Source organism: Serratia sp. CMO1 (assembly GCF_015689115.1).
Classification (GTDB): Bacteria; Pseudomonadota; Gammaproteobacteria; order Enterobacterales; family Enterobacteriaceae; genus Serratia; species Serratia marcescens.
In genome coordinates, this window is sequence record NZ_CP065032.1 from 1702412 (window position 1) to 1714630 (window position 12219).

8 protein-coding genes are annotated in these 12219 nt (G+C 59.2%); 7 read left to right on the forward strand and 1 reads right to left on the reverse strand.

What is annotated here, in order from left to right:
• Window positions 1-80: 80 nt before the first annotated feature.
• The 7 genes from cmoM (at window position 81) to IT763_RS08070 (ending at window position 10809) form a co-directional block, all read left to right on the forward strand.
• Window positions 81-866 (forward strand): tRNA uridine 5-oxyacetic acid(34) methyltransferase CmoM, encoded by a 786-nt coding sequence (cmoM, locus tag IT763_RS08040; RefSeq protein WP_206195325.1) that lies wholly within the window; start codon window positions 81-83, stop codon window positions 864-866.
• Complete coding sequence (gene mukF / locus IT763_RS08045; protein ID WP_004928228.1) at window positions 863-2185, forward strand: chromosome partition protein MukF; 1323 nt, start codon at window positions 863-865, stop codon at window positions 2183-2185. Before cmoM ends, mukF begins: the two co-directional genes overlap by 4 nt.
• The gene (mukE, locus tag IT763_RS08050) at window positions 2166-2894 is read left to right on the forward strand and encodes a chromosome partition protein MukE (protein ID WP_206195326.1); all 729 of its coding nucleotides are present in this window, start codon (window positions 2166-2168) and stop codon (window positions 2892-2894) included. Before mukF ends, mukE begins: the two co-directional genes overlap by 20 nt.
• Window positions 2891-7339 carry a chromosome partition protein MukB gene (gene mukB, locus IT763_RS08055; RefSeq protein WP_016928310.1) on the forward strand — a complete coding sequence of 1483 codons (4449 nt, stop codon included), beginning with the start codon at window positions 2891-2893 and terminating at the stop codon, window positions 7337-7339. Before mukE ends, mukB begins: the two co-directional genes overlap by 4 nt.
• 220 nt (window positions 7340-7559) lie before the next feature.
• The gene (gene ldtD, locus IT763_RS08060) at window positions 7560-9368 is read left to right on the forward strand and encodes a L,D-transpeptidase (protein ID WP_072009677.1); all 1809 of its coding nucleotides are present in this window, start codon (window positions 7560-7562) and stop codon (window positions 9366-9368) included.
• A 180-nt stretch (window positions 9369-9548) separates the two neighbouring features.
• A complete protein-coding gene (locus tag IT763_RS08065) occupies window positions 9549-10097 on the forward strand; it encodes a YcbK family protein (protein ID WP_004928217.1) in 549 nt (182 codons plus the stop codon).
• A 64-nt stretch (window positions 10098-10161) separates the two neighbouring features.
• Complete coding sequence (locus IT763_RS08070; protein ID WP_048796528.1) at window positions 10162-10809, forward strand: MBL fold metallo-hydrolase; 648 nt, start codon at window positions 10162-10164, stop codon at window positions 10807-10809.
• Between the two features lie 77 nt (window positions 10810-10886).
• On the opposite strand, the gene IT763_RS08075 is transcribed toward IT763_RS08070, so the two are convergent.
• Entirely contained in the window at window positions 10887-12077 is a 1191-nt protein-coding gene (locus IT763_RS08075) for an amino acid aminotransferase (RefSeq protein ID WP_033640808.1), read from the reverse strand.
• Window positions 12078-12219: the final 142 nt, after the last annotated feature.

Consider the following 12219-nt stretch of genomic DNA (forward strand, 5'->3'; position numbering starts at 1 on the left):
CCAGTCTGTGCCAAAATAGCAGGTTTGAATGGGCGTGCGCTTTGCCGCCGACAAGACTGAGATCAGCGGAGCCGTTGTCCATGCAGGATCGCAATTTTGACGATATTGCTGAAAAATTTGCGCGTAATATTTACGGCACCACGAAAGGAAAAATCCGCCAGGCGGTGGTTTGGCAGGATCTGACCGGGCTGCTGGCGCAGTTGCCGCAGCGGCCGCTGCGCATTCTCGACGCCGGGGGCGGTGAAGGCCATATGGCCTGCCAACTGGCAGAATTAGGACATCAGGTGTTGTTGTGCGATCTTTCTGGTGAGATGATCCAGCGCGCCGCGCAGCTGGCGGAGCAGAAAGGTGTGAGCCAGAACATGCAATTCGTACAAAGTTCTGCGCAGGATATCGCTCAACATTTGGAACAGCCGGTTGATCTGATATTGTTTCATGCAGTGCTTGAATGGATCGCCGAGCCCGAAGCGGCGCTGCAGGCGTTGTATGACTGCCTGACGCCGGGCGGCGCGCTGTCGCTGATGTTCTTCAACGCCAACGGCCTCTTGATGCGCAACGTGGTGTTGGGTAATTTCCAACTGGTGGATCCCGAGGTCAGACGGCGCCGCAATCGTTCGCTGTCGCCGCAATATCCGCACGATCCGCTATTGGTCTACGGTTGGTTGGAACAGCTGGGCATGCGCATCGGCGGCAAAACCGGCGTGCGGGTGTTCCACGACTATCTGCAGAGCAGACAGCTGCAAACACAAAAATTTGAAGAGTTACTGGCGCTTGAACAGCACTATTGCCGGCAGGAGCCGTACGTGAGTTTGGGGCGCTATATTCACGTCATGGCGCATAAACCAAACCTGAAGGACGAACTATGAGTGAATTTTCCCAGACAGTACCCGAACTGGTCGCCTGGGCACGGAAAAATGATTTCTCTATTTCGCTCCCTACGGAGCGTCTCGCATTTCTGCTCGCCATCGCCACCCTGAACGGCGAACGACTGGATGGCGAGATGAGCGAAGGTGAGCTGGTTGATGCATTTCGCCATGTCAGCAAGGGTTTTGAACAGACGCATGAAACGGTGGCGATGCGCGCCAACAATGCGATTAACGACATGGTGCGCCAGCGCCTGTTGAACCGCTTTACCAGCGAGCTGGCGGACGGCAACGCGATTTACCGCCTGACGCCGCTGGGTATCGGCATTACCGATTACTATATTCGCCAACGCGAATTCTCCACGCTGCGTTTGTCGATGCAGCTGTCGATCGTGGCGCAGGAACTCAAACGCGCCGCCGATGCCGCCGACGAGGGCGGCGACGATTTCCATTGGCACCGCAACGTGTTCGCGCCGTTGAAATATTCGGTGGCGGAAATCTTCGACAGCATCGACATGACCCAACGCGTGATGGATGAGCAGCAGCAGAGCGTGAAGAACGACATCGCGGCGCTGCTGAGCAAGGATTGGCGGGCGGCGATCTCCAGCTGCGAGATGCTGTTGTCGGAAACCTCGGGTACCCTGCGCGAGCTGCAGGATACGCTGGATGCGGCGGGCGATAAGCTGCAGGCCAACCTGCTGCGCATCCAGGACGCAACCCTCGGCAACGTGGAGCTGGGTTTCGTCGACAAGCTGGTGTTCGATCTGCAAAGCAAGCTGGATCGCATCATCAGCTGGGGCCAGCAGGCGATCGACCTGTGGATCGGCTACGATCGCCACGTGCATAAATTTATCCGTACCGCTATCGATATGGACAAAAACCGCGTGTTCGCCCAGCGCCTGCGTCAGTCGGTGCAAACCTATTTCGACCACCCGTGGGCGCTGACCCATGCCAATGCCGATCGTCTGCTGGACATGCGCGACGAAGAACTGGCGCTGCGCAGCGAGGAAGTGACCGGGGAACTGCCGCCGGATCTGGAATTCGAAGAGTTCAGCGAGATTCGCGAACAGCTGGCGGCGATGATCGAAGAGGCGCTGAAGGTGTACCAGGAACAGCAGATGCCGCTCAACCTTGCGGCGGTGATGCGCGATTACCTGGCGCAATATCCGCGTGCGCGTCATTTCGACGTGGCACGCTTAGTGGTCGACCAGGCTGTTCGCCTCGGTGTGGCTGAAGCAGATTTCTCAGGGTTGCCGGCGGAATGGCAGGCAATCAATGATTACGGAGCCAAGGTCCAGGCCCATGTCATCGACAAATATTGAACAAGTAATGCCAGTCAAGCTGGCCAAGGCGCTGTCCAACTCGCTGTTTCCGGCGTTGGACAGCCAACTGCGCGCGGGTCGTCACATCGGTATCGATGAGCTGGACAATCACGCCTTTTTAATGGATTTCCAGGATGAGCTGGAAGAATTTTACAACCGTTACAGCGTCGAGCTGATTCGGGCGCCGGAAGGCTTCTTCTATTTGCGCCCGCGCTCCACCACGCTGATCCCGCGTTCGGTGCTGTCCGAGCTGGATATGATGGTGGGTAAGATCTTGTGCTACCTGTATCTCAGCCCCGAGCGCCTGGCGCACGAAGGCATTTTCAGTCATCAGGAGCTGTACGACGAGCTGCTGAGCCTGGCCGATGAGAACAAGCTGCTGAAGTTCGTCAACCAGCGCTCCACCGGTTCGGATCTCGATCGGCAGAAGCTGCACGAAAAGGTGCGCACTTCCCTGAACCGCCTGCGCCGCCTCGGCATGGTCTATTTCATGGGCAATGACAGCAGCAAGTTCCGCATTACCGAGGCGGTGTTCCGCTTCGGCGCCGACGTGCGCAGCGGCGACGATCCGCGTGAAGCGCAGCTGCGCATGATTCGCGACGGCGAGGCGATACCGGTTGAAACCAGCCTGTCGCTGAACGATGAGAATGACGCTGAGGATCAGCAGGTTGATAACGCTCCTGACGGTGCAGAGGATGAACAGGAATGATTGAACGCGGTAAATTTCGCTCGTTGACGCTGGTTAACTGGAACGGCTTCTTCGCCCGCACCTTTGATCTGGATGAGCTGGTGACCACGCTGTCCGGCGGTAACGGGGCGGGGAAATCCACCACCATGGCGGCCTTCGTCACCGCACTGATCCCCGACCTGACGCTGCTGCACTTCCGTAACACCACCGAAGCGGGCGCCACCAGCGGCTCACGCGACAAAGGCCTGCACGGCAAGCTGCGCGCCGGCGTGTGTTACTCCACCCTTGACGTCGTCAACTCACGCCACCAGCGCGTGGTGGTTGGCGTGCGTCTGCAGCAGGTGGCGGGGCGCGATCGCAAGGTCGATATCAAACCGTTCACCATTCAGGGGTTGCCGACCGCGGTACAGCCGACTGAATTGCTGACCCAGACCGTGGGTGAGCGCCAGGCGCGCGTGCTGTCGCTGCAAGAGTTGAAAGAGCGCGTGGAAGAGATGGAGGGCGTGCAGTTCAAGCAGTTCAACTCCATCACCGATTACCACTCGCTGATGTTCGATCTGGGCGTGATCCCGAAACGCCTGCGTTCGTCCGCCGATCGCAGCAAGTTCTACCGTCTGATTGAGGCGTCGCTGTACGGCGGTATTTCCAGCGCCATCACCCGCTCGCTGCGCGATTACCTGCTGCCGGAAAACAGCGGCGTGCGCAAGGCGTTCCAGGACATGGAAGCGGCGCTGCGCGAAAACCGCATGACGCTGGAAGCGATCCGCGTCACCCAGTCGGATCGCGACCTGTTCAAGCATCTGATCTCCGAGGCCACCTCCTATGTGGCGGCGGACTATATGCGTCATGCCAACGAACGCCGAATCCATCTGGACGGCGCGCTGGCGCTGCGCAGCGATCTGTTGGGCAGCCGCAAGCAGCTGGCCGCCGAACAGTATCGCCATGTGGAAATGGCGCGCGAGCTGAGCGAACAGAGCGGCGCTGAATCCGATCTGGAAACCGATTACCAGGCCGCCAGCGACCACTTGAATCTGGTGCAGACGGCCATGCGTCAGCAGGAGAAGATCGAACGCTATGAAGCCGATCTGGAAGAGCTGACCTACCGTCTGGAAGAGCAGAACGAAGTGGTGGCCGAGGCGAGCGAGCAACAGGCCGAAAACGAAGCGCGCGCCGAAGCGGCCGAGCTGGAAGTGGATGAGCTGAAGAGCCAGTTGGCCGACTACCAGCAGGCGCTCGATGTGCAGCAGACCCGCGCCATTCAGTACCAGCAGGCGCTGCAGGCACTGGAGCGCGCGCGCGCGCTGTGCCAACTGCCGGACCTGACTGCCGATAATGCCGAACAGTGGTTGGATACCTTCCAGGCCCGCGAGCAGGAGGCGACCGAAGCGCTGCTGATGCTGGAACAGAAGCTGAGCGTGGCCGACGCCGCGCACGGCCAGTTCGAACAGGCCTATCAGCTGGTGGGTAAAATCGCCGGTCAGGTCAGCCGCAGCGAAGCCTGGCAGTGCGCGCGCGAATTGCTGCGCGATTGGCCTTCGCAGCAGCACTTAGCCGAGCGCGTTCAGCCGCTGCGCCTGCGCCTGAGCGAACTGGAGCAGCGCTTGCGCTCGCAGCAGGACGCCGAGCGCCTGCTGCAAGAGTTTTGCAAACGCCATGGCCAAGAGTACCAGCCGGACGATCTCGACATGCTGCAGCAGGAGCTGGAAGAGCGCCTGGAAGCGCTGTCGCAGAACGTCAGCGAAGCCGGCGAACGCCGCATGGAGATGCGCCAGGAGCTGGAACAGATCCAGCAGCGCATCCGTGAGCTGACGGCGCGCGCCCCGGTGTGGCTGGCGGCGCAGGATGCCCTGAGCCAGCTCAGCGATCAGAGCGGGGAGCCGCTGGAAAACAGCCAGCAGGTGACCGAATACATGCAGCAACTGCTGGAGCGCGAGCGTGAAACTACCGTCGAGCGCGACGAAGTGGCGGCCCGCAAGCGCGAAGTGGAAGCGCAGATCGAGCGCCTCAGCCAGCCGGGCGGCGCGGAAGATCAACGCCTGGTCACCTTGGCCGAACGTTTCGGCGGCGTGCTGCTGTCGGAAATTTACGATGACGTCACTATTGATGACGCACCTTACTTCTCGGCGCTGTATGGACCTTCGCGCCACGCCATCGTGGTGCCGGATCTGTCGCTGGTGCGCGAGATGCTGGAAGGACTGGAAGATTGCCCGGAAGATCTTTACCTGATCGAAGGGGATCCGCAGTCGTTCGATGACAGCGTATTTGCCGTCGAAGAACAGGACAAAGCGGTGGTGGTGAAGATCGCCGATCGCCAGTGGCGTTATTCCCGCTACCCGGAAGTGCCGTTGTTCGGCCGTGCGGCGCGCGAAAACCGGCTGGAGGTGCTGCATGCCGAGCGTGAAACGCTGGCGGAGCGTTACGCCACGCTGTCGTTCGACGTGCAGAAAACTCAGCGCTCGCACCAGGCTTTCAGCCGCTTTATCGGCACCCATCTGGCGGTGGCGTTCGACGCCGATCCGGAAGCGGAGATCCGCGGTCTGAACGCCCGTCGAGGCGAGATTGAGCGTGCGCTGAACAATCACGAAGCGCAGAATCAGCAGCAGCGTCAGCAGTACGACCAGGCCAAAGAGGGCATTTCCGCGCTCAACCGCCTGATGCCGCTGGTGTCGTTGCTGAACGATGAAACGCTGCAGGATCGCGTCGACGAGATCCGCGAAGAGCTGGAAGAAGCGCAGGACGCCGCGCGCCACATTCAACAGCACGGGGTGTCACTGACCAAACTGGAGCCGCTGCTGTCAGTGCTGCAGAGCGATCCGCAGCAGCATGAACAGCTGCAGCAGGACTATGCGCAGGCGCAAAGCGTGCAGCGTCAGGCTAAACAGCAGGCGTTCGCGTTGACAGAAGTGGTGCAGCGTCGCGCGCACTTCAGCTATACCGACTCCGCCGGCATGCAGAATGCCAACAACGATCTCAACGACAAGCTGCGTCAGCGTCTGGAGCAGGCGGAAGCCGAACGCGCCCGCGCCCGTGAGCAGCTGCGTCAGTATCAAACCCAGTTCACCCAATACAGCCAGGTGCTGGCCTCGCTGAAAAGCTCGTATGACGCCAAGCGCGACATGCTGAAAGAGCTGAGCCAGGAGCTGGTGGATATCGGCGTGCAGGCCGACGCCAACGCTGAAGCGCGCGCGCGCGCGCGTCGCGACGAGCTGCATGCGGCGTTGAGCAACAACCGCGCTCGCCGCAATCAGTTGGAGAAACAGCTGACCTTCTGCGAAGCCGAAATGGACGGCCTGCAGAAGAAACTGCGGAAGCTGGAACGCGACTATCATCAGCTGCGCGAGCAGGTGGTGACCGCCAAGGCGGGGTGGTGCGCGGTGATGCGCCTGGTGAAAGACAACGGCGTGGAACGCCGCCTGCACCGCCGCGAGCTGGCGTATATGGATGGCGACGAGCTGCGCTCGATGTCGGATAAGGCGCTCGGCGCGCTGCGTCTGGCGGTGGCGGATAACGAACACCTGCGCGACGTGCTGCGCCTGTCGGAAGATCCGAAGCGGCCGGAGCGTAAGATTCAGTTCTATATCGCGGTGTACCAACACCTGCGCGAGCGTATCCGTCAGGACATCATCCGCACCGACGATCCGGTCGAGGCCATCGAGCAGATGGAAATCGAGCTGGGCCGTCTGACCGAAGAGCTGACAGCGCGCGAGCAGAAGCTGGCGATCAGTTCGAAAAGCGTGGCTAACATCATTCGCAAAACCATTCAGCGCGAACAGAACCGCATTCGCATGCTGAACCAGGGTCTGCAGGCCGTTGCCTTCGGCCAGGTGAAGAGCGTCCGTCTGAACGTCAATGTACGCGAAGCGCATGCCACTCTGCTGGATGTGCTCTCCGAGCAGCAGGAACAGCATCAGGATCTGTTCAACAGCAACCGCCTGACCTTCTCCGAAGCGCTGGCCAAGCTGTATCAGCGCCTGAATCCTCAGATCGACATGGGGCAGCGCACGCCGCAGACCATCGGCGAGGAGTTGCTGGACTACCGCAACTACCTGGAAATGGAAGTTGAGGTGTACCGTGGTTCCGACGGCTGGCTGCGTGCGGAAAGCGGCGCGTTGTCTACCGGTGAAGCCATCGGTACCGGGATGTCAATCCTGGTGATGGTGGTGCAGAGCTGGGAAGAAGAATCCCGCCGCCTGCGCGGTAAAGATATCTCGCCGTGTCGCCTGCTGTTCCTCGATGAAGCGGCGCGTCTGGATGCCAAGTCGATCGCCACGCTGTTCGAACTGTGCGATCGTCTGGAGATGCAGCTGATCATCGCGGCGCCGGAAAACATCAGTCCGGAGAAGGGCACCACCTATAAACTGGTGCGTAAGGTGTTCCAGAACCACGAGCATGTGCACGTGGTGGGGCTTCGCGGTTTCGCCGGCGAGCCGCCGGCGCTGGGCACTGCGCCGGTTGAAACGCCATAACGCAGAAAAACGCCCTAAAAATCCGAAAATAGCCGCCGCAGGGTGGCTATTTTTTTGTGCGCGTGGATGATAGTCCTGCTTTTTTATCCGTTGAAAAGCGGTTAGTTTAATCAGATAAACAGTTATTCGACGCCCGTAGGGCGAAACGGCCTTTCTGTTTGTATACTGAAACTATATGCAATTTTTGACGTTTTTTTTGTGAGCATACAGGGGGCAAGGGATGTTGCTTAAAAAGGGAAACTCTCTACGACGTTTGGCGCTGAGTGGCGCTATCGCCTGTAGTCTTGTGTCGTCGTTTTCCGCCTTGGCCACCGTAACGGCGTTACCGGTGGCAACAGCAGGCATGTCCGTTGCGCAGAGTCGTTCTGAACTGCTGGCCGCGTTGCCGCGCGGTATGGATCTGCACTACCTTTCCACGCTGGCGCCGCTGTATGCGGCGAATCATATGCAGCCGATGTGGCAGGATCGCGAGGCCGTTCAGCAGTTTCAACAGCAGCTGGCCGAACTGGCGATGTCCGGCGTGCAGCCGCAGTTCACCCAGTGGGTGAAGATGTTGACCGATCCGGCGCTCAGTGAAGCGGGCCGCGATGCGGTGCTGTCCGATGCGATGCTGGGTTATTTGCAGTTTGTATCCGCCATCGGCGCCAACGGCAACAACTGGCTGTACAGCAATATTCCCTACAAGCTTGGTTTGCCGCCCACGGCGGTGATCAATCAATGGCAGCTGGCGGTGCGCCAGGCGCGAACCCTGAGCTACGTAAATTCGCTCGCGCCGCAGCATCCGCAATATGCCAAGATGCATCAGGCGCTGCGTGACATGCTGGCGGACAACCGCCCCTGGCCGCAGGTGGGCAGTGGCCCGAGCCTGCGCCCTGGCCAAATGAGCAACGATATCCCGGCGTTGCGTGAGATCCTGACGCGCACCGGCATGCTGGCCGCCTCGGCGCCGGAAGCGGAGCCGGAACCGGCGGTGGTTTCGGCGAAGAGCAATGAACCCGACGACGGCGGGCTGACGGTAGATGAAGAGAAAAGCCGCGTGACGGTGAGCCCATCGGCGGCGCCGGTGACGGACTTGACCGCGGAACAGACGCCGCCGCAGATCGGCAGCGTGGTGAGCGACAACCTCTATACCAACGAGCTGGTGGAGGGCGTCAAGCGTTTCCAGAAATGGCAGGGGTTGACGGCGGACGGCGTGATCGGCGTGCGCACCCGCGAGTGGCTCAACGTGTCACCGAAAACCCGCGCCGCGCTGTTGGCGCTGAATATCCAGCGCCTGCGCATTTTGCCGGGGCATGTCGGCACCGGCATTATGGTGAACATTCCCAACTACTCGCTGACCTACTATCAGAACGGCAACGAAGTGTTGTCCTCCCGCGTTATCGTCGGGCGGCCGAGCCGTAAGACGCCGCTGATGAGCAGCGCATTGAACAACGTGGTGGTCAACCCGCCTTGGAACGTGCCGACCACTCTGGTGCGTGAGGATATTGTGCCGAAGGCGATGCGCGACGGTAACTATTTCCAGAAACACGGCTATACCGTGCTGTCAGGCTGGAGCAACGATGCGGAAGTGATCAACCCGGCGATGATCGACTGGAGCATGGTTTCCGCGCGCAATTTCCCGTATCGCGTCCGTCAGGCGCCGGGGGCCACCAACTCGTTGGGACGTTTCAAGTTCAATATGCCGAGCTCGGATGCCATCTACCTGCACGATACCCCGAACCACAGCCTGTTCCAGAAAGACATCCGCGCGCTCAGCTCCGGCTGCGTGCGGGTGAACAAGGCTTCCGATTTGGCGAATATGCTGCTGCAGGATGCCGGCTGGAACAATAGCCGCGTTTCCTCCACGCTGAAAGAAGGCAATACCACTTATGTGAATATTCGCCAGCGTATTCCCGTAAAACTGTATTATCTGACTGCTTGGGTTTCGGATGATGGCCAACCGCAATTCCGTACAGATATTTACAATTATGATAATACGGTGAGATCGGGCGCACAAATTTTGGCTCAGGCCAAAAAATTAATGCAGTAAATGCAGTAATTATAAATAAATAACGGTCAGAATGTTTGGCTATACCGCAGGCCCTCGTAGGCGGGGGCCTGTAAACCTAGGCGTATCGCGGGTTGACTCAGCATACGCAGGCGGTTATGGTTCGGACAGTGCGCTGCTTTGTGCATTTATTTTGACATTCTTGCCGGGTTTAACAGAGTCATGGACAAAATTGATCATCATCGCCGTAAATGGCTGGCGCTAGGTGGCGCCGCTATGGGCATAGCGCTGCTTCCAGGGCAGGCATTTGCCAGTCTTTCCACCGCTCGACCGCGTATTTTAGTGCTGAATAACCTGAATACCGGTGAATCTATTAAAGCCGAGTTCTTTGACGGCAAAGGCTACAATAAAGAAGAGTTGGTTCGGCTAAATCATCTGTTCCGCGATTATCGCGCCAACAAGGTTAAATCGATCGATCCCAGCTTGTTTGATCACCTCTATCGCCTGCAGGGGCTGCTGGGCACCAGCAAGCCGGTGCAGCTGATCTCCGGTTACCGCTCCGTAGATACCAACAACGAATTGCGCGCGCACAGCCGCGGCGTGGCCAAGCACAGCTACCATACCAAGGGCCAGGCGATGGATTTCCACATTGAAGGTATCCAATTGAGTAATATCCGTAAAGCGGCGTTAAAAATGCGCGCCGGTGGTGTAGGATATTACCCACGTAGCAACTTCGTGCACATCGATACCGGCCCGGTTCGGAGCTGGTAATCGCGGTGCCCTCAGTGAATAACGCTGCTCCTTGCAGAGGCGGCGTTATTGTCGTTGGAGCCTTATGAAATACCATCTTATTCCCGTTACCGCCTTTAGCCAGAACTGCAGCCTGATCTGGTGTGAAAACACGCAGCAGGCGGCGTTGGTTGATCCCGGCGGCGAAGCGGAAAAAATCAAAGCGGAAGTGGCGAAGCAGGGTGTGACAATCACGCAGATTTTGCTGACGCACGGCCATTTGGATCACGTCGGCGCGGCGGCGGAGCTGGCAGACCATTATCAGGTGCCGATTTACGGCCCGGATAAAGAGGACGCTTTTTGGCTGGATGGTTTGCCGGCGCAGAGCCGGATGTTCGGGCTGGAGGAGTGTGCGCCGCTGACCCCGACTCGTTGGCTGTCGGAAGGCGATGAGATGCAGGTGGGCGAAATGACGCTCAAGGTGCTGCACTGCCCCGGGCACACACCAGGCCACATTGTCTTTATCAATGAGCAGGCGCGTTTGGCGCTGGTCGGCGACGTGCTGTTTAACGGCGGCGTGGGGCGCAGCGACTTCCCGCGCGGTGATCATCAGGCGTTGATCGCCTCTATTCGCACCAAGCTGCTGCCATTGGGCGACGATATGCGCTTTATTCCCGGCCACGGCCCGATGTCGACCTTTGGCCACGAGCGCCAGACCAACCCGTTCCTGCGCGAAGAGCCGGCGGTGTGGTAACGATTATTTCCCGGCCGAAATAATCAAGGGCGCATAGAGCGCCCTTTTTTTATGATTTATGGCCTGCGTCGATGCTTTTAGAGCACGGCGACGATGGCTTCACACAGCGGCGCCATGTTGTCCGGGGTCATGCCGGCCACGTTCACCCGGCCCGAGTTCACGGCGTATACGCCGAACTCTTCACGCAGACGCAGCACCTGTTCTTTGGTCAGGCCGCTGAATGAGAACATGCCGTTCTGCTGGATGATGAAGCTGAAGTCCTGTTGCGCGCCTTTCTCCTGCAGGGTGTTCACGAACAGCTGACGCATGCGGTGAATGCGCTGGCGCATGTCGGTCAGCTCCTGCTCCCACATCGCGCGCAGGGCGTCGTTGCCCAGAATGGTGGCGACAACGGCCGCGCCGTGTGACGGCGGGTTGGAGTAGTTGGCACGAATGGCCGCCTTCACTTGGCTGAAGGCGCGATCGGCGGTTTCGGCATCGGCAGCTACAATGGTGCAAGCGCCGACGCGCTCATTGTACAGGCCGAAGTTTTTCGAGTAGGAGCTGGCGACGATCAGCTCTTGATGTTTGGCGGCGAAAATACGCAGACCCTGCGCATCCTCTTCCAGACCGTTGGCGAAGCCCTGGTAGGCGAAGTCGAACAGCGGCAGCCAGCCATTGGCGACGGAAAGCTCAGCCAGTTGTGCCCACTGTTCCGCCGTTGGATCGATACCGGTCGGGTTATGGCAGCAGCCGTGGAACAACACGACATCCCCGGCCTGAGCCTGTTTCAGACTGTTCAGCAGGCCGTCAAAATCCAGCGCGTGGTTGGCAGCGTCGTAGTAGGCGTACTCCAGCACTTCCAGGCCAACGGCGCTAAAGACGTTCTTGTGGTTCGGCCAGCTTGGGTTGCTGATCCAGATGCGCTTGGCGCTGGTCTGGTTGGCGATAAAGTCTGCCGCCACGCGCAGGCCGCCGGTGCCGCCTGGCGTCTGCGCGGTGCGCGCGCGACGATTGGTGACGATCGGGCTCTCTTTACCGAACAGCAGCTCTTGCGTGCAGCTGGCAAACGCCGGGATGCCTTCAATGCCGAGATAGTTTTTGGTGGTCTCGTTTTCCAGCAGATACTGTTCAGCTTTTTTTACGCTGGTCAGCACCGGGGTTTTGCCGGTTTCGTCTTTATAAACGCCAATGCCTAAATTGATTTTATTCGGGCGGGCGTCGGCGCGGAAAATGTCGGTCAGGCCCAGGATCGGGTCGGCGGGTGCGGCGGTGATTTTTTCAAACATGTCAGGTGCTTCCAAATCTCGGAGTTAAGCAGACAGAAGCATCAGGGTAGCGCCAGTTATCGGCTTTGCCAACCGTTTGCGATAAAAACACCGCGATCTTGTGAACGGGAAGGATTCGACAGAAAAAATGAGGGGGAAGGGG

Excerpts from the sequence above, each read along its gene's own strand:
- ldtD (WP_072009677.1), top strand. The coding sequence starts at position 7,560 with ATGTTGCTTAAAAAGGGAAACTCTCTACGACGTTTGGCGCTGAGTGGC.
- mukE (WP_206195326.1), top strand. The coding sequence starts at position 2,166 with ATGTCATCGACAAATATTGAACAAGTAATGCCAGTCAAGCTGGCCAAG.
- mukB (WP_016928310.1), top strand. The coding sequence starts at position 2,891 with ATGATTGAACGCGGTAAATTTCGCTCGTTGACGCTGGTTAACTGGAAC.
- IT763_RS08065 (WP_004928217.1), top strand. The coding sequence starts at position 9,549 with ATGGACAAAATTGATCATCATCGCCGTAAATGGCTGGCGCTAGGTGGC.
- IT763_RS08075 (WP_033640808.1), bottom strand. The coding sequence starts at position 12,077 with ATGTTTGAAAAAATCACCGCCGCACCCGCCGACCCGATCCTGGGCCTG.
- cmoM (WP_206195325.1), top strand. The coding sequence starts at position 81 with ATGCAGGATCGCAATTTTGACGATATTGCTGAAAAATTTGCGCGTAAT.
- mukF (WP_004928228.1), top strand. The coding sequence starts at position 863 with ATGAGTGAATTTTCCCAGACAGTACCCGAACTGGTCGCCTGGGCACGG.
- IT763_RS08070 (WP_048796528.1), top strand. The coding sequence starts at position 10,162 with ATGAAATACCATCTTATTCCCGTTACCGCCTTTAGCCAGAACTGCAGC.